The sequence below is a fragment of the Lentzea waywayandensis genome (assembly GCF_900115955.1).
GTDB lineage: Bacteria > Actinomycetota > Actinomycetes > Mycobacteriales > Pseudonocardiaceae > Lentzea > Lentzea waywayandensis.
In genome coordinates this window covers 686932-707941 of the sequence record NZ_FOYL01000004.1, presented here as the reverse complement: position 1 = coordinate 707941, position 21010 = coordinate 686932, and the positions used below count along the sequence as shown (strand labels likewise).

Below are 21010 nucleotides of genomic sequence, written 5' to 3'. Positions count from 1 at the left end.
CAAGGTTTCTGACTGTCCCAACGGCTGACAAAGTCTGGTTGTTCCCTCACAACGCACTGAGGACCACCCCTTGTGGAGTGGTCCTCAGCACAGCGCCTCCCGAACCAGAGACAACTACGAACGTGATGGAAGGCCGCGCACGAGCGGCCTTCCATCACGTTCCCCCTTACCAACCTCAGGCCGCGAGCACCTGCACGTCCCCCGATCCCGCGTTGAGGTTGAGCTCGAGCGGCGCACCCGGATCGGTCGGAACGTGGATCGCGCGCTCACCGCTGCCCGACGAACCGACGATCTTGAACGGACCACCCGGCACCCGGACGGTGATGTCGCCGGACCCGGTGGTGGCGCGCACGGACTTCGCCGCCGACAACGTCAGCCTGATCCCCCCGGAGTCGGCGTTCGCGATCACCTCGTTCTCCATCGAGGTGCCGTCGATCTCCCCGGAACCGGTGCCGAGCAGCGCCTTGCCCTTGATCGCGTCCAGCTGGATCCGGCCGGACCCCATGTCCGCCGTGACGGCGCCACCGATCCTGGCCCCCTCGAAGTTGCCGGATCCGGTCTTCACCTTGACGTCCCCCGCGATGTCACGGGCGATGACCCTGCCGGAGCCGGTCCTGAAGTCGACGGAGGCCAGCCCCTCGACGGTCGCGTCACCCGAGCCGATGTCACCGACCACCGTGATGTCCGCGGCCGGGACCAGGACCTCGTAGTTGATCTCGCAGTCGTTGCCGCAGCCGTCCAGCACCAGCGTGTTGCCCTCGATGCGGTGCGCGACACCGGAGGGCTTGTTGTCCTTGTTGTGCTCGACCCTGCGGTGGACCTTGGTCTCGGTCAGGCCCTGCTGGTACCGGATCGTCACGTCCCCCGAGTCCTGGTCGCTGCGGACCTTGACCGACGTGAACTTCTCAGCGACGACGTGGTCGTCCTGGAACTCGTACTTCATGATGCGGATGCCGCCACAGGCCGTGAGCCCTGTGAGCACCGCCCCCGTCACCAACGCCACCAGCGCCGTCCTCATCATGAGCACAAAACTAGAGGTGGCGGGACTCAGCTACACGGCAGCAAGCCCCCGAAGGCGGGGTGGGGTTCTCCCTACCTAGTCAGACGAGATCCTCGAGCACCGCGCGCAACGCCGGAGCGGTGCGCGCCGGGTCGTTCAGGAACCTCGTCGACGCCAGCACGTGCGCGGGCGCGATGCGTTCCCACAGCAGGCCCTCGACCGGCACCTCGGCGATGTGCAGCTCCACGCTCTGCGCCCACCGGCCGATGCGCGACTCGATGCCGCGCAGCACGTCTCCTATCGGCAACGCCGCCGGGCTCTGCACCCGGTGCAGCTGCTCGATGCCCGGCTTCAGCGCGAGCACCACGGCACGGCTGGCCGGCCTGGTCAGCAACGCCTCGGCGTCCTCGGGCAGCGCGGGCTCGGCGCCGCGCCTGCAGGCGTCCAGCGCGTCGGCCCACCAGCCGGGCCACTCGGCGGTCACGGCGGCGCGGTCGGTGCCCAGCGGCACCTGCACGGGCAACGACGGCTCCAGGCCTGGCACGTGCGGCTCGACGTCGACCGACAACGCCAGCGAGTCGCGCACGTACAGCGCGGCGAGCAGCCCCAGGCTCACCCCGTGGCTGATGCCGGACACCTCTCGCGCGAACCTCATGACTTCATTGTTCCCGCGGCGCGGCCGTGAATTCGTCGCGACCGCGGATCAAGAAGGACACGATTGGCTCCAGCTCGTCCTCGTTCGGAGCAACGTCGGCGATCAGGCCCTGCATCAGCAGTCCGTCGATGGCCGCGAGGAACGCCCGGAACGCGACGGGATCCTCCGGCCGCACGACCTCCACGGCCAGGTCGAGCCACCGGCGCGCGGCGGGCTTCAGCTCGGGACGCCTGCCCGCCAGCAGGTACAGCTCGTACTCGGCGAGCGTGCGGCCGCGGTTCTCGTTGACGGCCTTCGCGAGGCTGCTCGCGATCTCACGGGCGGTGCCGCCGCTCGCGACGATCTTCAGCATGTCGTCGCACAGCGACTCGGCCGACCACACCAGCGTGGCGATCAACAGGTCGTCGAGCGTGGCGAAGTAGTAGGTGGGTGCCGTCGTGGGCACACCGGCTTCCCTGGCGACGCTGCGATGCGTCACGCCCGCGACGCCCTCGCGTTCGATCACGCGCAAGGTGGCCTCGACGATCGCGCGGCGCTTCTTCTCGCCGCGCGCCTTGCGGCCGTCGACCTTCTGGATGTCTGCTACCGCGGTCAGTGCGTCCTCCCGAGTTCGAGCGTCACCACGCCTCCGATGATCAGGACCAGGCCGATGACCATCGTGGGGTTGAGGGTTTCGCCGAGGAACTTCCAGCCGATGATCGCGACTGCTGCAACGCCGATAGCGGACCATACGGCGTAAGCGACGCCCACGGGCATACCCAACTTCAACGCGCGCGAAAGTGCGGTGAAGGCGATGGCGTATCCGACGACGACAACCGCCGACGGCCACAGTCTGCTGAAGCCGTCGGACAGCTTCAACGACACGGTGGCGGCGATCTCTCCCACGATCGCCGCGGCGAGATACAGGTACAACACGGCGACCTCCGGCTGCTCAGGACAACTACCTGAACAAGTGTTCCACAAGTTTTTGATCAATTTCCGGATACTTGACCGGTACGTGAGGAGACACCGGCCACGTCCAAGTGGTTACTGATCAGTAACGTGGCCTAGAATCCCGCCATGACCCTCCAGCTGGTTCTCGGACTCGTCGCCGTGGCGGTGAGCGTCGTCGCCTGGGGCGTGTTCGTCGCCGCCGTGCTGAAGCAGATCAAGATCATCCGGCTCGGCCAGCCGGACGGCACCCGGTTCGGGCCGTTCGTGCCGCGCCTGAAGACGATGATCGTCGAGTTCGTCGCGCACACCAGAATGGCGAAGTTCCGTTCGGTCGCCCCGTGGCACTGGATGGTGATGTGGGGCTTCCTCATCGGGTCCGCGGTGCTGTTCGAGGCGTACGGCGAGGTGTTCGACCCGCACTTCCACTGGCCGATCATCGGCACGTGGTCGGTCTGGCTGCTGCTGGTCGAACTGCTGGGCCTCGGCACCGTCGTCGGTGGTGTCGCCCTGGCGGTCATCCGCCAGCGCAACCACCCGCGCCGCGCCGACCGGCTCTCCCGCTTCCAGGGTTCCGACTTCAAGTCCGCGTACTTCGTCGAGGCCGTCGTGATCATCGAGGGCGTCGGCATCCTGCTGGTCAAGGCGTTCAAGCAGTCGAGCGGCCTGGAGGTCGCTCCGCTGTGGACGTCGTTCGTGACGCAGCCGCTCGCGCAGATCCTTCCGTCCGCGCCCATCTGGGTGTCGGTGATGGCGCTGGTCAAGCTGCTGAGCGGCATGATCTGGCTGATCGTGGTCGGCCGGAACCTCACGATGGGCGTTGCCTGGCACCGGTTCTCGGCGTTCTTCAACATCTACTTCAAGCGCGAGGACGACGGCGGCGTCGCTCTGGGCGCGCTGAAGCCGATGATGTCCGGCGGCAAGGTCCTCGATCTCGAGGAGGCCGACCCGGACAAGGACGTGTTCGGCGTCGGCAAGGTCGAGGACTTCACCTGGAAGGGCGTTCTCGACTTCTCCACCTGCACCGAGTGCGGCCGCTGCCAGTCGCAGTGCCCCGCCTGGAACACCGGCAAGCCGTTGTCCCCCAAGCTGGTCATCACTCAGCTGCGCGACCACATGTACGCCAAGGCGCCCTACCTGCTGGCCGGTGGCTCACGGGACATGGCGGGCGACGAGGTCGGCCTCACCGAGGACAAGTACGAGGACTACAAGAAGCGCCTCGAGTCCATCGACGTGCTGGCGATGGCCGAGTCGGAGCGCCCGCTGGTCGGCGGCCCCGACGAGCTGGGCGTCATCGACCCCGAGGTGCTGTGGTCCTGCACGACCTGCGGCGCGTGCGTCGAGCAGTGCCCGGTCGACATCGAGCACGTCGACCACATCGTCGACATGCGCCGCTACCAGGTGCTGATCGAGTCGAACTTCCCGTCCGAGCTCGGCGGCATGTTCAAGAACCTGGAGAACAAGGGCAACCCGTGGGGCCAGAACTCCAAGGACCGCCTGGCGTGGACCGAGGGCCTCGAGTTCGAGGTGCCGGTGTTCGACGGCGAACTGGGCGACGCGGAGTACCTGTTCTGGGTCGGCTGCGCCGGTGCGTACGAGGACCGCGCGAAGAAGACGACGCGTGCCGTCGCCGAACTGCTGCACACCGCGGGCGTGAAGTACACGGTGCTCGGCCCGGAGGAGACCTGCACCGGTGACCCGGCTCGCCGCGCCGGCAACGAGTTCCTGTTCCAGATGCTCGCGCAGCAGAACGTCGAGGTGCTCAACTCGGTGTTCGAGGACCGGCCGGTGGGCCAGCGCAAGATCGTCGTGACGTGCGCGCACTGCTTCAACACCCTGGCCAACGAGTACCCGCAGGTCGGTGGCACGTACGAGGTCGTGCACCACACGCAGTTGCTGAACAAGCTGGTGCGCGAACGCCGTCTGGTACCGGTCGCGCCGGTCACCGAGGACGTCACGTACCACGACCCGTGCTACCTGGGCCGGCACAACAAGGTCTACGAGGCACCGCGTGAGCTGATCGGGGCGTCCGGCGCGAAGCTGCGCGAGATGCCGCGGCACGAGGAACGCTCCATGTGCTGTGGTGCCGGTGGCGCCCGCATGTGGATGGAGGAGCGGATCGGCAAGCGCATCAACGTCGACCGCGTGGACGAGGCGTTGTCCACCGCGCCGTCGAAGATCGCGACCGGCTGCCCGTTCTGCCGCGTGATGCTGACCGACGGCGTGACCGCGCGTCAGGCCGACGGCCAGGCCGGGGCGCACGTCGAGGTCGTGGACGTGGCGCAGATGCTGCTGGAGTCCGTGAAGCGGGGCCAACCGGCCGCGGAAGACGCGAGCGTCTGAGTTCAGGCAAGAGAAAGGCCCTCGGTCCGTTGTGGACCGAGGGCCTTTCTCGTTGGTGTGTCAGTCGTTGTCGGTGACCTTGTCGTAGACCACGTTCAGCACCCAGCCGGTCAGGGCGACGATGATCGCGCCCCAGAACGCGGGCCAGAAGCCGTCGACGCGGAACGGCAGGTCGAGCTGCTCGGCCAGCCACCCGGTGAGCATGAACAGCAGCGCGTTCACCACGAGCCCGATCAGGCCGAGCGTCACCAGGTAGAACAGGCAGCCGAAGAACTTCACGAGCGGCTTCACGATCGCGTTGACCAGGCCGAAGATCACCGCGACGCCGATCAGCGTGAGGATCCTCGACCCCGTGGAGCCCTCGCCCAGGTCGATGCCCGGGAGGGCGGTCGACACCCAGACCGCCACGGCAGTCAGCAGCACTTGCACCAAGATGCCCATGCCGCAGACTAACCGTGACGGGTCCTAAGTGGTCAGGACCGGCGGCGGCGCGCCACGAAGAACGCTCCCACGCCTGCCGCGAGCAGCAGCGAACCGAGGGCGAGGAAGCCCAGCGGTGAGGCACCGGTCGACGCGAGGCCGGACTTGTTGCCCGCCTTGGCCACGGCCGGGGTGGTCGTGGTGGTCGGCGCGGCGGTCGTCTCCGTCGTGGTCGGCGTGGTGGTCTCCGCGCCCTTCTCCACGACCTTGATCTTCGTGCTGACCACGTTGTTCTTGCGGTCGACGTCCGGCAGGCGACCGAAGCCGAAGCGCGTCATGGCGTGCACCTCGGTGTACGTGACGTCGTTCAGCTCGATCTTGAGAGTCACCTCGGCCTGCTTGCCGGGCAGGATCTTGTCGTTGACGGTGAAGTCCTCGTCGGTGCCCGGCCGCAGCGTCACGTTGTCGCTGTGGGACAAGAGCTTCGCGGAGAAGCTGCCCAGGACGAAGGTCGGCGCCACCGGCACGTTGCCCTTGTTGGAGAGCGTCAGCTTGAGGTCGATCTGGTCACCGATGGTGTAGGTGTCCTTGACCGGCGTGATCGCGGAGGCGAGCGCCATGTCGGCCTTGGCCTCCACGTAGCGCAGGTCGATCCGCACGTCGCGGTCGCCACCCTGGGGCGCGACCGCGCGCGTGCCGGTCAGCCAGTCGACGTCGTGGGCGGACTTCGGCTCGGCCAGCGTCAGCTTGGCCGCCGTGAGGTCCGGCGCGGTGACGGTCAGGTCGGCCAGCGGGAGGTCGAGCAGGTAGGCGCCGTCCGAGCCGGCCGTGGTCTCCACGTTGACGTCGGCACCGGAGTTCGCCTTGCCGGTGACCTTGACCTTGGCGCCGTGCGTCTTCTCGTCGGCCTGCTTCACGCCGTCGCCGTTGGCGTCGACGAAGGTGAAGCCGTTGAGGAAGAGTCCGCGCAGCGCGAAGTCGGCGTCCGCCTTCGACTCCTCCGTGACGTACCCCAGCCTGGTGTACGAGTAGTCCAGCTCCATGATGTCGATCTCGTACTTCGGCCCCTTCGGCAGAACGGCCTTGTACTTGCCGTCCGCGCCGGTCGGAAACGTGCCGACCTTCTCGCCGGTGCCCTGGACGCTGATGGCGACGCCGGGGCTGCCGGCCCTGACGGTCTCGCCGGCGGTGAAGGCGTTGTCGCCGTTGCGGTCGACGAAGAACAGGCCTTCGATGGTGATCGTCTCGTCCTGCGCGGCGGCGGAAGTGGCCACAGCGGGCAGCACGAGGGCGGCCGTCATCGCGACGGCGAAGAACTTCTTCACTGATCCCCCAGCGTTCGATTGCTCCACTTAGGACATCGGAACGCCGGGGATCAGCGTTGCGTGATACCGGTCACTCGGACAGCGGATAGCCACCCATCTCGCACCCCTCCCTCTCATGCAGTTAGCACGATATCGGATAGTACGAGTTCGTAGCAATTACTCCTTGCCGTCGAGCGCGAGCCTCGTGCGACGGTGCGCGGGCCCCAGTTCGCCGGACAGCACCTCCATCACCTGACGCAGCAGGTCGCGCAGGTTCTCCAGGTCACCACCCGGCAGCGCGGTGAAGAGGTCGCGCTCCCGTTCGGCCTGGCCCGCGACGATCCGCAGGAAGATCTCGCGGCCGGCGTCGGTCAGCGTCGCGGGCAACGACCGGCGGTCGCTCGGGTCGAGCTCGCGGACGACGAGGCCCGCCTTCTCCAGCCGGTCGAGACGGCTCGTGATCGTGGTGGCCGGGCTCAGCGTGCCGTTCGCGAGCTGCTTGGGCGTGAGCCGGTGCGGCGGCCCGATCCAGAAGAGCCGGGCGAGGATCTCGTAGTCGGCGCGGTTGAGCCCGTGCGGCGCGGCGATCTCCGTGGCGAGGAAGTCGAGGTACTTGCTGATCTGGTGCACCCGGTCGACCACGCCTTCGACTACCGGATCGATCGCCGGAACCATGGCCCTCCACGACTCGACCTCGGCATCGGTGTCGTCCGCACCACGCTTGCCCATCCCACGATGGTAGTTGCGCCCGCATGCAGAACGGCCCGCGTCTCTCCCCCGGACGCGGGCCGTTCCGTCTTACCCCCTGGTGATCAGCGTCCCCCCCGGAGCAGATCCCAGCCTTAAGACACGTCAGGGCGTCTGGATGTTGCCCTGACCGCCGAATGTCACTCGAATGCAGTAACGATCACGCGGTGCGGACGCCGAAGCCGACCGTGCACCCGCTGTCGTCCTCGGCTCCGGGCTCGTCGTCCTGACGCATCCCGTCAGCACGAATCTCGGTACTCATTTACGTCCCCGGGAACATTTCACACATCAGGAGGCCGCGCATTCTTCAGCCGATTTCCCGGACGTTCCCCATGTCCTGTCGCAGCAGGTGCGCGTACGCCCGCCGCCCTAAGCTGATCGTCATGAGCGAGAAGCCGCAGGCCTCCGGCGAAAGCACCCTCACCGTCGTACTGGCCCTGCTGGTCAATCTGGCGATTGCAATCATGAAGGCCGTTGCGGGCGTTTTGACCGGTTCAGCCGCAATTCTCTCCGAAGCAGCTCACTCGGTGGCAGACACGTTCACCGAGGCACTCCTGCTGACCGCTCTGCGCCGCTCGGACCGCCCAGCCGACCGCCGCCACCCGTTCGGCTACGGCAAGGAGCGCTACTTCTGGTCGCTGCTGGCCGCGGTCTCGATCTTCGCCTCGGGCGCGATGTTCGCGTTCTACGAAGGCTTCCGCACGGTCTTCGGCGAGCCGGAAGAACAGACCCGCCCGCTGGTCGGCTACATCGTGCTGGGCCTGGCGTTCGTGCTCGAGTCCGTCTCGTGGACGCAAGCGTTCCGGCAGGTCCGCTCCGAGTCCGCCGCGCACGGCCGCGGCTTCTGGGACTTCCTGCGCGTGTCCGACGACCCGACCGTCAAGACCGTCTTCCTGGAGGACTCGGCCGCCCTCGTAGGCCTGCTGCTCGCGTTCGCGGGACTCGGCCTGCACCAGCTGACCGGCTCGTCGCTGTGGGACGGCCTCGCGTCACTCGCGATCGGAGTGCTGCTGGCGTCGGTGGCCTACGTACTGGCCCGCACCAACCGCGGGCTGCTGATCGGACGGCAGGCGGACCCGGTGATGGTGAAGGCGATCTGGCGCAGGCTGGGCGAAGTACCCGAGGTCGACGCCGTCGTGGACATCCTGACGATGCTCATCGGCACCGACCGCGTCCTGCTGTGCGCACGACTGGACTTCGACGACGCCCTGACGGCCCACCAGCTGGAAGACGCCTGCGTGCGCATCTCCGCAGAACTGCGCGCGGAGTTCCCGGACCTCGACGAGATCTTCCTGGAGCCCGTCCCGCGGACCGACCCGGAACTGCGGCGCCGCGTGCTGGAGCGCTACGGGGACCTGGGCTAGCGGCGCGGGACCTGGACTAGCGGCGCGTGTCCGTGCGGCTGAAGTTCAGGTAGGCGCGGCTGGGCGTGGGCCCGCGCTGCCCCTGGTACCGGCTGCCGGCCTGCTTCGAGCCGTACGGGTGCTCCGCCGGGCTCGACAGCTTGAACAGGCACAGCTGCCCGATCTTCATGCCGGGGTGCAGCGTGATGGGCAGGTTCGCGACGTTCGACAGCTCCAGCGTGATGTGGCCGGAGAAGCCGGGGTCGATGAACCCCGCGGTGGAGTGCGTCAGCAGCCCGAGCCGGCCGAGGCTGGACTTGCCTTCGAGCCGCCCGGCCAGATCGTCCGGCAGCGTCACCATCTCGTAGGTCGACCCGAGCACGAACTCGCCGGGGTGCAACACGAACTGCTCACCCTCGGGCGTCTCGACCAGACTCGTCAGCTCGTCCTGCTGCTGCGAGGGATCGATGTGGGTGTACTTGGTGTTGTTGAAGACCCGGAAGAACCGGTCCAGCCGCACGTCGATGCTCGACGGCTGAAGCATCTCGACGTCGAAGGGGTCGAGAGCGAGTCGGCCGGACTCGACCTCTTTGCGCAGATCCTGGTCACTCAGCAGCACCGGGACAGGCTAACCGAGTTGGCGTCGTTGGCGAGCCAGCACCGTGAGACGTCACGTGGCCGCTCTGTGTATGATCGGCGACGAGCTTGATCCTGCGGGTGTAGTTCATTGGTAGAACGACAGCTTCCCAAGCTGTAGAGGCGGGTTCGATTCCCGTCACCCGCTCCACCCGAAAGCCCTCCACGTGAGGGCTTTCGTCGTTTCTGGGGTCAGGCAGATCCGCGCCGGGCCAGCTTCGGCGCTTGGGGGACCACTACTTTCCGCAGGCCATCGGCCCGCGTCACCATGGGCTTCCCGTGACGAGCCGCACTCGAAGGCGCTGGTTCAGGCAGTCACCGCACGCCTGGAAACGCAACAGGCCGGCTAGTCGACGGGCAGGCCCCACGGGCGGCGGTCCAGTTCCACCCAGCCACCACCACGTGCGAGAGCCGCCCGCACCCCGGCGACGTGGTCTGCGAACGACGCCAGGTCGCCGTGCAGGAGTTCGGCGCGCTCCACGTCCAACGGGTGCGTGTCGTCGTGCCACAGATCGACGGCGAACGAAGCGACGAACGACATCGACTGCAGCAGCTGCAAAAGAGCGGTGGAAGGCCGCATCGACTCGGCCAGGTAGGAGAGCCGGATCTCTTCGCAGACCGCGAGCAGCGAACGGACCTGGCGGATGGCGTCGGCCGGTGTGCCGTCCCACGACGGGTCCGGCCACACGCGGTCGCTCAGCTCCAGCCAGAGCCGCCAGCCCGTGGCGAGTTCCGCGTCGTCTGAAGGAGACCACTTACCCATGCATCCACTGTGCATGGGCGGCAGGGAAGAGTCTCGTGACGATGACGCACGCCACGGCAACCATCAGGTCACACATGCGTCTTGTAGCGCATGACGCGTTCCTGGCAAGGACAGAGCGTGAAGAGTCTCGCTGTCGGGCTGGCTCTGGGCGTGGTTCTCACGGTGCTCGCGCTGCCCGCGCTCCAGTACGAGATCGCCGAGCACGCCAACCTGCTCACGCGTGTGCTCGCCTATGGCTTCCTGCTCGTGCCCGTCGCGGTCGTCACGGTGCTGAAGAGTCAGTTCCCGGTGACGCAGACGACCGGACTGGTCGCTGGTGCGACGGTGGTTCTCGCGTCCACGGCGCAGACCTACACCGGTACGCCGATGCCCTACGTGTGGCTCGCGGCGGCGACCCTGTTCGGGTGCGCCGCCGCGAGGATCATGAAGAACGAACGGGTTACGCCTTCACCTTCTCCGATTCAGGTTCATCCGAGTTGAGCGAGTCGAGCAGGATGTCGCGCTCGGTGGAGGGCTCCTTCTTCAGGAAGCCGATCGACAGGTAGAGCACCAGCGACAGCATCAGCGGCCACGACACGAGCACGCCCTTGGTGACCCAGGCGGCCTTGTTCATCTGCTCGATGTACAGGAACGCCCACATGCCCAGGCCGCCGACCACCGAGGCGATCGCCGCCGTCGAACCGACCTTGCGGAACCACGGCAGCAGGCCGAGCATCAGCGGGATCGCGATCGGGCCCATCGTGGCGGCGACCAGGTCGACCACCACCTTGAGCACGAAGCCCTGGCCTCCGGAGGCGATCGCGATGATCATGCTGACGCCGATGAAGGTGAACGTCGTTATCCGGGCCAGCAGCAACTGGTTGTCCGCCGAGAACGTCTTCACCTTCTTCCACAGGTGGGGCAGCATGTCGCGGTTGATGACAGCGGCGATGACGTTCGCGTCCGACGACACCATGGCCATGGTGTGCGAGAAGAAGCCGGCCAGCACCAGGCCGATCATGCCCGCGGGCAGCATCTGCTTGCCCATCTCGATGTACGCGTTCTCCGCCTGCGCCCCTTCGAGGCCCGGCACGATCAGCGGCGCCGCCCACATCGGGAAGAACAGCACGAGCGGCCACACGAGCCACAGCGCGGACGAGAGCAGCGCGGACCGCTTGGCCGCGAAGCCGGACGGCGCGGCCATGTAGCGCTGCGCCAGGTTCCACATGCCGCCGTTGTACTCCAGCGTCTTGATCAGGAAGAGCGCCATGAGGAACGTCGACGTGTACGGGCCCGCCAGCGGGTCGCTGTGGCTCTCCGGGAGCTTGTCCCAGATCGTCACGGGGAAGTCCCAGCCGAGGGCGCCGGCGACGGCGAACAACATCGCGAAACCCGCGGCCGCCTGGATGATGAACTGGCCGAAGTCGGTGAGCGCGTCGGCCCAGAGGCCACCGAGCACGGAGTAGATCATCGTGACCACGCCGATGATGATGATGCCCCAGGTGATCGGGACACCCGCGAAGCCGCGGAGCAGGATCGAGACGGCCGCCCACTTGGCGGCGATGTCGACGACCTTGAGCAACGCGCCCGCGTAGGCCATCACCTGCTGGGTGGGCACGTTGTAGCGCTTGGCCAGGTACTCGAGCGGCGACTTGACGTCGTGCTTCGAGCGCAACCGGTTCCAGCGCGGTGCGAACAGGAACGCGCCGATGCCGACGCCGATGCCGATCGTCAATGACCACCACACGTAGACGGTCAGTCCTAGCCGGTACGCCTCAGAGGCGAACGCGACGAACATGACCGCGCTGTAGCCCGACATGTGGTGCGAGATGCCGGACAACCACCACGGCATCTTGCCGCCCGCCGTGAAGAAGTCGGCGATGTTGTGGACCCGCCCGCGCGACCAGAGTCCGATCCCGACCATCACGAAGAAATAGCCGACAACCACGACCCAATCGAGGGTGCCCATGTGACCTCCTTGCGTGCACACACGTGTGCCCGCGAGAGCACCAGGCCTCATGGCGGCGGAACCTGGCACATCCGCACGGGATATGTGACGTAGGTCTTACGAGACTGTTGCGGTGGGGCGGAAGACCTTCGGCCGTCTTGAATCACATTCGTGACCCTTGTTCATCCACATGAACCGACTATTCCGCGTCACACGTCCGAGGGAAGTACGTCACTCCTCTGGAAGCACGAACGGAGGTGCTGATGCTCCCGCCCAGCCGGCCTGCCCCCGGCGTCGCGCTGATCGATCCCGTGCCGCTCTACCGCGAAGGCCTGTCCGCCCTGATCAGGAGGACCCCAGGCCTGCGCTGGCTCGGTTCGACCGGCGATCTGCACGCTGCCGTTCACCTGCATGAACGACTGCGTCCCGACGTGCTGCTCATCGACTCCGTGCTCGACCCGGTCGGCCACGTGGCCCGGCTGCTGGTCGAGCGCGACCCGACCCTGTTGATCATCGGGCTGGTCCGCGACGCGCACTCGCACGCGAACTACGTGACGACCGCGTTAGAGGCAGGTGTCCGAGGCGTCGTACCGCGATCGGCCCAGCCGGAACAGATCGTCCGGGTGATTGCCGAGACCTTCCGTTCGCGCGGGTACGTGCACCCCGACCTGCGGCCGAAGGAACGGCCGACACTGACCAAGCGCGAGTACGAGGTGCTCACGCTCATCGCGGACGGCCTGGAGAACCAGCAGGTCGCGAACGAACTGATCCTGTCCGTGGAGACCGTGCGGACCCATGTGAAGGGCATCCTGCGCAAGCTCAGCGCGCGCGACCGGACGCACGCGGTGTCGCTCGCCTACCGGTCAGGACTGCTGATCGGCCGCCCAGCCGTGCTCGAGTAGCCCGAACACCTCGTCCGCCGCCCGGCCGCGGTCGGGCTGATCGAAGATCAGGTCCCGCGCCTCCAGGGCGAACCGGGCCAGCGCCGCGCACCTCACGTCGTCCTCGGGCACGCCGATGTCCGCGGCGATGACCTGCGCCAAAGCCTCCTGATGACGCATCCACATCCGGTGCGCGTAAGCCCGCAGCGCCGGCGTCGACCGCACCAGATGCTGGAAGTCGGCGAACAGCGGGTGGTCGGCGTGCCCCTTGGCCGCCTCCACGAAGTGATCTCGCAGCGCCTGTGGGATCGACGCGCCGGCAGGCCGGTCGCGCACCGCGCCGAGCAGCGCGGACTTCTGCTCCTCGTCCTCGTCGAAGAGCAACGACTCCTTGCTCGGGAAGTGCTTGAACAGCGTCGTCACCGACACGTCCGCACGGTCGGCGATCTCCTTGACGCCCACGTCGTCGAACCCGCGCGCCATGAACAGCTCCAGCGCCGCGTCCGAGATCGACTGGCGGGTCTGCAGCTTCTTGCGCTCGCGGCGGCCGAGTTCGGTCACCGCCCGATCCTAACTGAGAGTTGACTGAGTTCAAAAGTGTAGTGATTGCACTTTTGTAGTCGATACGCTTTCATGGAGGCATGACCACACCACGCATCGCCATCGCAGGGGCCGGCATCGGCGGCCTCACCTGTGCCCGCGTTCTCCAGCTGCACGGCTTCGAGAACGTCACCGTCTTCGAGCGGGAGAGCTCGCCGGAGGCCCGCCAGCAGGGCGGCACCATCGACCTGCACGCCGACAGCGGCCAGGAGGCCGTGCGCGCCGCCGGACTGTTCGAGCAGTGGCGCTCGCTCGCCCGCTTCGAGGGCCAGGAGCAGCGCAAGGTCGACCACGCCACCGCCGCGTTGATCGAGCACGAACCGGCGGAGGGCGACTTCCGGCCGGAGATCGACCGCGGCCAGCTGCGTCAGCTCCTGCTCGACTCGCTCGCGCCCGGCACCGTCACCTGGGGCCTCGGCATCGACTCGGCGAAACCCGGCGAGATCACGTTCCTGGACGGCTCCACCGCCACGTTCGACCTGGTCATCGGGGCGGACGGCGCCTGGTCACGGGTCCGTCAGGCCCTGTCACCGGCCGTGCCGCTGTACACCGGCGTGATGTTCGTCGAGACCCGGCACGACAACGACGAACGCCTGCTCGACCTCACCGGCCAGGGCACGATGGTCGCCGGCGGCGACGGCCTGATGATCTGGTCGCAGCGCAACAGCGGCGATCACATCCGCGCGTACGCGTGCCTGCGCGCGCGTGAGGACTGGAAGCCCTCCAACACCGAACTGAGGGACCTCTACGCGGGCTGGCACCCGTCGCTGCTGGCGTTCCTCGAAGGCGAACTGATCCGCCGCCCGCTGTACTCGCTGCCGGTGCCCCACGTCTGGGAGCACACGCCGGGCGTGACGCTGCTCGGCGACGCCGCCCACCTCCAGCCTCCGCTGGGCGTCGGGGCGAACCTCGCCATGCAGGACGCGGCCGAGTTGGCGCTCGCAATCGCCGCGGATGGCGTCCGAGACGGGGTGCGGGCCTACGAATCTGTCATGTTGCCCCGTTCGGTGAGCTTCGCCGAGCGGACGAACCCCGCACTGCTGCAGATGGTCGGCGAGCGCCCGATACACGTCTGACCGGCCCTCATGCCCGATTCAGGCCGCTGGGTGGACTGTCTACTTCGCCACCAGTGGGTGGTCGGCCTTGCCGGGGTTACTGTCGAGTAATACCCTGTTGTTACCGGTCAGTAGGCGACCCCGCCGCGACCCTGAGGAGTGAGCTGACGAGATGGGCCACTACAAGAGCAACGTCCGGGATCTCGAGTTCAACCTGTTCGAGGTCTTCAACGTGCAGGACCACCTCGGCACGGGGCCGTTCGAGCAGTCCGACGAGGACACGGCGCGCAGCGTGCTGGCCGAGGTGAAGAACCTCGCGGAGGGTGTCCTGGGGGACTCCTTCGTCGACGCCGACCGCAACCCGCCGGTGTTCGACCCGGCGACGCACTCGGCCACCCTGCCGGAGTCGCTGAAGAAGTCGTACCAGGCGGTGTGGGACGGCGAGTGGTACCGCCTGTTCCTGCCGAACGAGCTGGGCGGCTTCGGCACCCCGCCGTCGGTCACCTGGGCCGCGTCCGAGCTGCTGCTCGGCGCTAACCCGGCCGTCTACATGTACCTGGCTGGTCCGAGCTTCGCGACGGTCGTCTACAACAACGGCACCGAGCGCGACAAGCAGTGGGCGCAGCTGATGATCGACCGCGGCTGGGGCGCCACGATGGTGCTGACCGAGCCGGACGCCGGTTCCGACGTCGGCGCCGGCCGCACCAAGGCCTTCAAGCAGGAGGACGGCTCCTGGCACATCGACGGCGTGAAGCGCTTCATCACGTCCGCCGACCAGGACCTGACCGAGAACATCATGCACATGGTGCTCGCGCGTCCCGAGGGCGAAGGCGTCGAGGCGAAGCCGGGCACCAAGGGCCTGTCGCTCTTCCTGGTGCCGAAGTTCCACTTCGACCCGGAGTCCGGTGAGCTGGGCGAGCGCAACGGCGCCTTCGTCACCAACGTCGAGCACAAGATGGGCCTCAAGGCGTCCACCACGTGCGAGCTGACGTTCGGCCAGCACGGCGTACCCGCCAAGGGCTGGCTGCTGGGCGAGGTGCACGACGGCATCGCGCAGATGTTCGACGTCATCGAGTACGCCCGCATGATGGTCGGCACCAAGGCCATCGCGACGCTGTCGACCGGCTACCTGAACGCGCTGTCCTACGCCAAGGAGCGCGTGCAGAGCGCCGACCTGACGCGCATGACGGACAAGACCGCTCCGCGCGTCACCATCACCAACCACCCGGACGTCCGCCGCAGCCTGATGCTGCAGAAGGCGTACGCCGAGGGCCTGCGCGCCGTGTACCTGTACACCGCGACGCAGCAGGACAAGGTGATGCTCGGCGGCGACGACGCGAAGCTGGCGGCGAAGGTCAACGACCTGCTGCTGCCGATCGTCAAGGGCGTCGGTTCCGAGCGCGCGTACGAGCAGCTGGCGCAGTCGTTGCAGACGCTGGGCGGTTCGGGCTTCCTGCAGGAGTACCCGATCGAGCAGTACATCCGCGACGCGAAGATCGACTCGCTGTACGAGGGCACCACGGCCATCCAGTCGCTGGACTTCTTCTTCCGGAAGATCATCCGTGACCAGGGCCAGGCGCTCACGTTCATCAACGGCGAGATCCAGAAGTTCCTCGACAACGAGGGCGGCAACGGTCGCCTGAAGGAGGAGCGGGCGCTGCTCAAGCAGGGTCTCGAAGACCTGCAGGGCATGCTCGGCGCGCTGGTCGGGTTCCTGACCACCTCGCAGGAGGACGTCCGCAACCTCTACAAGGTCGGCCAGAACTCGGTCCGTCTGCTGATGACCGCGGGTGACGTCCTCGTCGGCTGGCTGCTGCTGCGCCAGGCCGAGGTCGCGCTGGAGAAGCTCGGTGGCACGCCGTCCGCCAAGGACAAGGCGTTCTACGAGGGCAAGATCGCCGTGGCGTCGTTCTTCGCGAAGACCGTGCTGCCGGAGCTCACCTCTCGCCGCAAGATCGCCGAGTCCACGGACAACGCGCTGATGGACATCGACGAGAGCGCTTTCTAAGCACCTCAAGGACGACGGGTCCGCGCATCCCCTGCCCAGGGTGCGCGGACCCGTTTCTCATTGCGCCACGAAGAAGAGCGGACCGGCCACCGCACCGATGTTGAGCGCGGCGGTCGCGTACGAACCGGCCATCGTCGGCGCTTCTGCCGCGTGGTGCAACACCTTCGCGATCAACGCGCTGCCGACCGCGAACGACAGCACGCCGAGCACGAACACCAACGCCAGCAACACAACGGGCTCACGACCGAGCACGTCGAGGCTGAACCACCCGGCGAGCATCAGCACCCCGCCGATCACGACGACCGGGCGTGCCGCGGAGCCGGACAGCCGTCCGCCGAGGTGGACCCCGGCGAACGAGCCAAGACCGAACAGCACCAGCACGACCGGCACCCACCACTCGCCCAGTCCGGCGACGTCCGTGACGACCGGGGCCAGGAACGTGAAGTGCCCGAAGGTCACCGCGTTCACCAGCACCGCGAGCGCTATCACCAGCACCAGCCGTGGCTTGCGCAGCTCCGCCAGCTCAGGTCGCAACGCGACGGTGGTGTGTCGCTGCCGGGACGGAATCCCTTTGAGGACACCGACCGCGGCCGGCACGCAGAGCACCGCCACGGCGAGGAACGTGGCACGCCAGCCGAACGCGGTGCCGAGCAACGCCCCTCCCGGCACACCGGCGATCGTGGCCACCGTCGTGCCGGACAGCAGCACGGCGAGCGCTCGTCCACGTCGTTGGGGCGGCGCCAACGCCGTGGCGGTCGTCAGCGCCACGGCGAGGAACCCGGCGTTCGCGAGCGCGGCGACCACCCTGGTCACGAGCAACACGGCGAAGCTCCCGGTGACGGCGCCGATCACGTGTGCCGCGAGGAAGACGGCGACGAACGTGAACAGACTGAGCCTCGGTGGCCAGTTGCGGGCCAGCGCGGCCATCAGCGGTGCGCCGACGACCATGCCTGCCGCGAAGGCAGAGGTGAGCTGACCGGCGGTGCCGACGGACACGTCGAAGCCGACGGCGATGGCGGGCAACAGCCCGGAGAGCATGAACTCGGAGGTGCCCATGGCGAACACGGCCAGGGCAAGCAGGTACAGCGAAAGAGGCACGGAGGAGCTCCGAGGGATGAAGGGTTTTTCGGGGCTGACGGTTAGACCGCAGACCCGACCCTGGATGCCTCAGGACTCGACATGAGCCGCACGCTAGCGCGATCACCTCACCAGATGCAGCTTGATTTCGTTGTCAGTTGACAGTCGCTCGTTCGGAATCAAAGATTGGCCGGTGTTCCTGTACCTGCTGATGGTGTGCGCGGTCGCCGGAGTCGTGGCGCTCGCGACGGTCGTCCTGCGACGCCTGAAGAACCGGCAGGTGCGCCAGGACGCGCTGTGGTCCGGGTACCAGCGGCACATGAACGAGCTGCGCGACGCGTCGCCGGAAGCAGAACTGGCGAGCGTCGCGCAGGTGTACCAACGAGCGAAGAGCGGCACCAAGGCCGTGATCGTGTGGCAGCGGACAGGAGTCGAGCAGGACTCCTGGCTCGAGGGGATGAACCCGGATCCCGGCGATCTCCTGCTGCTGCGCGGAAGTCCCGGCTGGGGGCCGGACTCCAGCAGCCCCAACGTCTTCTACGTGGCGCCGGGGCAGGTCCTGGCGTCGATGACGGTGGAGGCACAGGCGGCCGCGGCCCGGCATCGGCACAGGCTCGCGGCCACCGGCGTCACTCCTTGAGCGCCCGCGCGGCGGCGAAGCAGTAGACACCGAACGCGGCGATGCCGATCGCCACGGCCGACAGCAGGAACATGCCGTAGGGCTGTGCTGCCAACGTCTTCAGCGCCTTGTCCATGCCACCGGACTGCTGGGGGTCCGCGTTGACGGCGGCCAGTCCTACGAGGACACCGATCACGCCGTACGCGGTGCCCTTGCCGATCCAGCCGATCCTGCCGACCGGTTCGATCCACTTCGGAGCCCGGCCCATGTCGAGGTCCTTCTCGAAGGACTTCTTGATGCCCTTGTAGATGATCACGCCGGCGATCGAGAGAATGCCGATCGCCACGGCACCGACGAGGAACTGGCCGGCGGGCAGGGCGAGCACCTGCGCCGTGAGTTCTTGCTGCTGCTGGTTCTGGTCACCGCCGCCGCCGGAGCCCGTCGCGTACTTGAACGCACCCAGTGCGATACCGGTCGCCGTGATGGCGCGAGCGGCGGACCCGATGCGCTTGGAGATCCGCTTCCGCTTCTTCCCGATGTACGTGTAACCCACGAACGCGAGAAGCAGCTGCCAGAGCGCGAAGAACACAAGTCCGATGCCGAGCGTCCACAGCAGCCACACGCCACCCTGGGCGATGTCGCTCACCGCGCCCTTCGAGTCGGCCTGTTCGGAGTCACCGAACGCGACCTGGATCGCGAGCCACGCCACCAGGACGTGCACGACCCCGTACAACACCATCCCCGCCCGTCCGAGCGTCTGCACGACGGGATGTCTTCGCGCTTCCTGCGCAACAGTGGCCACGAAGGGGTGAATACCCCCGCGTGGCCACTGCGAACCTGAATGTTGCTCAGCCGCCGGGCGGCGGCTCACAGATGATCTTGAACTGCGGGTCGTAGCGGACCGTGCGCGACTCGCTGCGGGACTGGCCGCTGCGGCGGTCCGTGATCGTGCGGGTGTCCGTCACCGAGAAGCCAGGGGAGCCGTTGGTCGGCGAGCACCCGGCCTTGTTGACCTTCTTCTCCTGCGGCTGGGTGGGGTTGAAATCGCCGCTGGTGGAGCCGCTGACGTCGTAGTTCTTGGTGCCCCAGAGCCTGATCGTGATCGAGGACGGCGTCCAGATCGTCTGGATGGCGACGCCCGTCTCGTCCGGGTTCGTGAACGCGATGTCGATCAGGCTGTTGCCCGCGCCGTCCATGAACACGGTGGCCTCGCGGCCCTTCGGGTACCGCGTGATCCAGTAGCTGTGCTCCTTGTGGCCCGCGTCCTTCATGCCCGCGTAGTAGTACGCGTTGTAGAGCGTGGTCGCGAACTGCGAGATGCCGCCACCGACCGCGACGCCGGGAATGCCGTTCTCGATGATGGCCGCGTCGACGTAGCCCTGCGCGGTGCCGCGGGGGCCGGTGTACTTGTTGAGGCTGAACGTCTCCTTGGGCTTCACGATCGCACCGTTGACCTTCTCGGCCACGACGCGGATGTTGACGCCCGAGGCAGCGGCGAAGTTGCCGGTCTGGAACTCGCCGATGACCTCCTTGATGCCCATCTTGTTCGCCTGCTCGGTGGTGACCTTCGCGGGCGTGTGCTTGTACTCGAACTTGACCTCGCGCGCGTCCGTCTTCTTCAGCGTGTCGAAGTAGGGCTGGAGGTTCTTGTCCCAGTCGAGGTCGAGGCCGTCCACCGACGGCTTGACCGTCGGCTTGCCGCCCTCGAAGACGATCTCGGCGTCCTTGCCCTGCTTGACCGTGTCCTTGAGCTGCGGCGTGGTCACCTCGGCGAGCTTGTCCTTGTTGGGCGTGACGTTCAGCGCGCCGCCGTCACCGGGAGCGAAGGCCAGCGTGGCCCCGATCTGCTCCGGCGTGAGCGTCGCGTCCTTGCCCTCGCCCTTGATCACGACAGGACCGGACACCGCCGTCTTGACGAAGTCGTTGAGCGCCTTCTCGACGCCCTCCTTGGTCGTCTTGACCGGGGTGAAGTCCATCGGGACCTCGACGGGGCTGCCGGACGCCCAGTTCGCGACGATCGAGCCGACCGCGTCCTCGGCCTTGAGCTTCTGGCCGTCGTGCGGGTCGACGGCGACCGGCTTGGCGCCCTCGAACTTGATGGTGCCCTCGATCGGCTCGTGGTCGAGCTTGGGACGCAGGGCCTCGAGCGCGCTGGAGACCTTCGCGTCGTCCGCCTTCGTCGCGACACCGACCTCGCGGCTGGTGAAGAACGAGGTGACGCGCGTGATCGGGCTGAGCGGCTGGCTGCCCGCACGGTCGATCGTGCCGTTCCAGTCGAGCTCCAGGCCCGCGGCCTTCGGGTCGAGCTCGGCGGTGACGTCACCGGCCTTGAGCGCGACGGGCTTGTCGAGGCGCGGACCGATCTCGTCGCGCAGCTTCTTCTCGGCGTCGGTGTGGCTCAGGCCGCCGACGTCGACGCCCGCCACCGTCACGCCGCGCGGCACGTTGCCGCTGGAGACGAGAATGTCGAGGCCGTAGAGCAGGCCGAAGGCACCGACCACGGCCGCGGCCACGATGACCGCCCGCTTCCGGTTGAACTTCGGCTGGGCCTCTTCCTCGCCGGGCTCGATCATCACCGGCCCGTAGACACCGGAGTCCTCCGGCTGCGGCTCCGGTGGCAGCACCGGCCTCATGTACTCGGTGGCGTCCTCGCTGGCCGGGTACCCGACACCGGGCACAGCAGCGGTGACGGTCGGCTCGCT

General features: G+C 67.4%; 20 protein-coding genes, 1 tRNA gene and 1 pseudogene. 8 read left to right on the top strand and 14 right to left on the bottom strand.

Annotated elements, in window-relative coordinates:
• Nucleotides 1-175: 175 nt before the first annotated feature.
• The 4 genes from BM417_RS19110 to BM417_RS19095 form a co-directional block, all read right to left on the bottom strand.
• Complete coding sequence (locus BM417_RS19110) at nt 176-1021, bottom strand: DUF4097 family beta strand repeat-containing protein (protein ID WP_143138705.1); 846 nt, start codon at nt 1019-1021, stop codon at nt 176-178.
• A 79-nt stretch (nt 1022-1100) separates the two neighbouring features.
• Entirely contained in the window at nt 1101-1655 is a 555-nt protein-coding gene (locus tag BM417_RS19105) for a hypothetical protein (RefSeq protein WP_093595495.1), read from the bottom strand.
• Between the two features lie 4 nt (nt 1656-1659).
• Nucleotides 1660-2232 carry a TetR/AcrR family transcriptional regulator gene (locus BM417_RS19100; RefSeq protein ID WP_093596257.1) on the bottom strand — a complete coding sequence of 191 codons (573 nt, stop codon included), beginning with the start codon at nt 2230-2232 and terminating at the stop codon, nt 1660-1662.
• A gap of 14 nt (nt 2233-2246) precedes the next feature.
• On the bottom strand, nt 2247-2570 hold the full coding sequence (locus BM417_RS19095) for a DMT family transporter (protein WP_093595493.1): 324 nt from the start codon (nt 2568-2570) through the stop codon (nt 2247-2249).
• A 144-nt stretch (nt 2571-2714) separates the two neighbouring features.
• On the opposite strand from BM417_RS19095, the gene BM417_RS19090 reads away from it, so the two are divergent.
• Entirely contained in the window at nt 2715-4928 is a 2214-nt protein-coding gene (locus BM417_RS19090; protein WP_093595490.1) for a (Fe-S)-binding protein, read from the top strand.
• 60 nt (nt 4929-4988) lie between these two features.
• On the opposite strand, the gene BM417_RS19085 is transcribed toward BM417_RS19090, so the two are convergent.
• The 3 genes from BM417_RS19085 to BM417_RS19075 form a co-directional block, all read right to left on the bottom strand.
• On the bottom strand, nt 4989-5369 hold the full coding sequence (locus BM417_RS19085; protein WP_093595487.1) for a phage holin family protein: 381 nt from the start codon (nt 5367-5369) through the stop codon (nt 4989-4991).
• A gap of 32 nt (nt 5370-5401) precedes the next feature.
• Nucleotides 5402-6673 (bottom strand): hypothetical protein, encoded by a 1272-nt coding sequence (locus tag BM417_RS19080; protein WP_093595484.1) that lies wholly within the window; start codon nt 6671-6673, stop codon nt 5402-5404.
• Nucleotides 6674-6829: 156 nt separating this feature from the next.
• Nucleotides 6830-7381: a MarR family winged helix-turn-helix transcriptional regulator gene (locus tag BM417_RS19075; RefSeq protein WP_093595481.1), complete on the bottom strand. Its 552-nt coding sequence runs from the start codon at nt 7379-7381 to the stop codon at nt 6830-6832.
• Between the two features lie 401 nt (nt 7382-7782).
• Between BM417_RS19075 and BM417_RS19070 the strand changes: the two genes are divergently transcribed.
• A complete protein-coding gene (locus BM417_RS19070; protein ID WP_093595478.1) occupies nt 7783-8763 on the top strand; it encodes a cation diffusion facilitator family transporter in 981 nt (326 codons plus the stop codon).
• A 16-nt stretch (nt 8764-8779) separates the two neighbouring features.
• On the opposite strand, the gene dcd is transcribed toward BM417_RS19070, so the two are convergent.
• Entirely contained in the window at nt 8780-9361 is a 582-nt protein-coding gene (gene dcd, locus BM417_RS19065; protein WP_093595475.1) for a dCTP deaminase, read from the bottom strand.
• 94 nt (nt 9362-9455) lie between these two features.
• Here dcd and BM417_RS19060 point away from each other — a divergent pair.
• Nucleotides 9456-9529: transfer RNA gene (locus BM417_RS19060), tRNA-Gly, on the top strand.
• A 195-nt stretch (nt 9530-9724) separates the two neighbouring features.
• Here the strand turns inward: BM417_RS19060 and BM417_RS19055 are convergent.
• Nucleotides 9725-10141: a hypothetical protein gene (locus BM417_RS19055; RefSeq protein ID WP_093595472.1), complete on the bottom strand. Its 417-nt coding sequence runs from the start codon at nt 10139-10141 to the stop codon at nt 9725-9727.
• Nucleotides 10142-10258: 117 nt separating this feature from the next.
• Between BM417_RS19055 and BM417_RS19050 the strand changes: the two genes are divergently transcribed.
• Nucleotides 10259-10621 (top strand): hypothetical protein, encoded by a 363-nt coding sequence (locus tag BM417_RS19050; RefSeq protein ID WP_143138704.1) that lies wholly within the window; start codon nt 10259-10261, stop codon nt 10619-10621.
• Here BM417_RS19050 and BM417_RS19045 read toward each other — a convergent pair.
• Entirely contained in the window at nt 10581-12089 is a 1509-nt protein-coding gene (locus BM417_RS19045) for a sodium:solute symporter family protein (RefSeq protein WP_093595466.1), read from the bottom strand. The genes BM417_RS19050 and BM417_RS19045 overlap by 41 nt on opposite strands.
• A gap of 242 nt (nt 12090-12331) precedes the next feature.
• Between BM417_RS19045 and BM417_RS19040 the strand changes: the two genes are divergently transcribed.
• Nucleotides 12332-12970: a response regulator transcription factor gene (locus BM417_RS19040; protein ID WP_093596254.1), complete on the top strand. Its 639-nt coding sequence runs from the start codon at nt 12332-12334 to the stop codon at nt 12968-12970.
• Here the strand turns inward: BM417_RS19040 and BM417_RS19035 are convergent.
• A complete protein-coding gene (locus tag BM417_RS19035; protein ID WP_093595463.1) occupies nt 12932-13510 on the bottom strand; it encodes a TetR/AcrR family transcriptional regulator in 579 nt (192 codons plus the stop codon). The two genes, BM417_RS19040 and BM417_RS19035, sit on opposite strands and share 39 nt — an antisense overlap.
• An 80-nt stretch (nt 13511-13590) precedes the next feature.
• Here BM417_RS19035 and BM417_RS19030 point away from each other — a divergent pair, with 80 nt between their 5' ends.
• Both BM417_RS19030 and BM417_RS19025 read left to right on the top strand, forming a co-directional pair.
• A complete protein-coding gene (locus tag BM417_RS19030; RefSeq protein WP_093595460.1) occupies nt 13591-14625 on the top strand; it encodes an FAD-dependent oxidoreductase in 1035 nt (344 codons plus the stop codon).
• A gap of 151 nt (nt 14626-14776) precedes the next feature.
• Nucleotides 14777-16612 (top strand): acyl-CoA dehydrogenase, encoded by a 1836-nt coding sequence (locus tag BM417_RS19025; protein WP_093595457.1) that lies wholly within the window; start codon nt 14777-14779, stop codon nt 16610-16612.
• A gap of 75 nt (nt 16613-16687) precedes the next feature.
• On the opposite strand, the pseudogene BM417_RS19020 reads toward BM417_RS19025, so the two are convergent.
• Nucleotides 16688-17710, bottom strand: a pseudogene (locus tag BM417_RS19020) (Cmx/CmrA family chloramphenicol efflux MFS transporter); the annotation flags it as partial.
• Nucleotides 17711-17882: 172 nt separating this feature from the next.
• Between BM417_RS19020 and BM417_RS19015 the strand changes: the two are divergent.
• Nucleotides 17883-18329 carry a hypothetical protein gene (locus tag BM417_RS19015; protein WP_093595451.1) on the top strand — a complete coding sequence of 149 codons (447 nt, stop codon included), beginning with the start codon at nt 17883-17885 and terminating at the stop codon, nt 18327-18329.
• Here the strand turns inward: BM417_RS19015 and BM417_RS19010 are convergent.
• Together BM417_RS19010 and BM417_RS19005 are read right to left on the bottom strand one after the other, a co-directional pair.
• Complete coding sequence (locus tag BM417_RS19010; RefSeq protein ID WP_245821999.1) at nt 18319-19110, bottom strand: DUF1206 domain-containing protein; 792 nt, start codon at nt 19108-19110, stop codon at nt 18319-18321. The genes BM417_RS19015 and BM417_RS19010 overlap by 11 nt on opposite strands.
• Nucleotides 19111-19156: 46 nt before the next feature.
• The gene (locus tag BM417_RS19005; protein ID WP_407656159.1) at nt 19157-20941 is read right to left on the bottom strand and encodes a VanW family protein; all 1785 of its coding nucleotides are present in this window, start codon (nt 20939-20941) and stop codon (nt 19157-19159) included.
• Nucleotides 20942-21010: the final 69 nt, after the last annotated feature.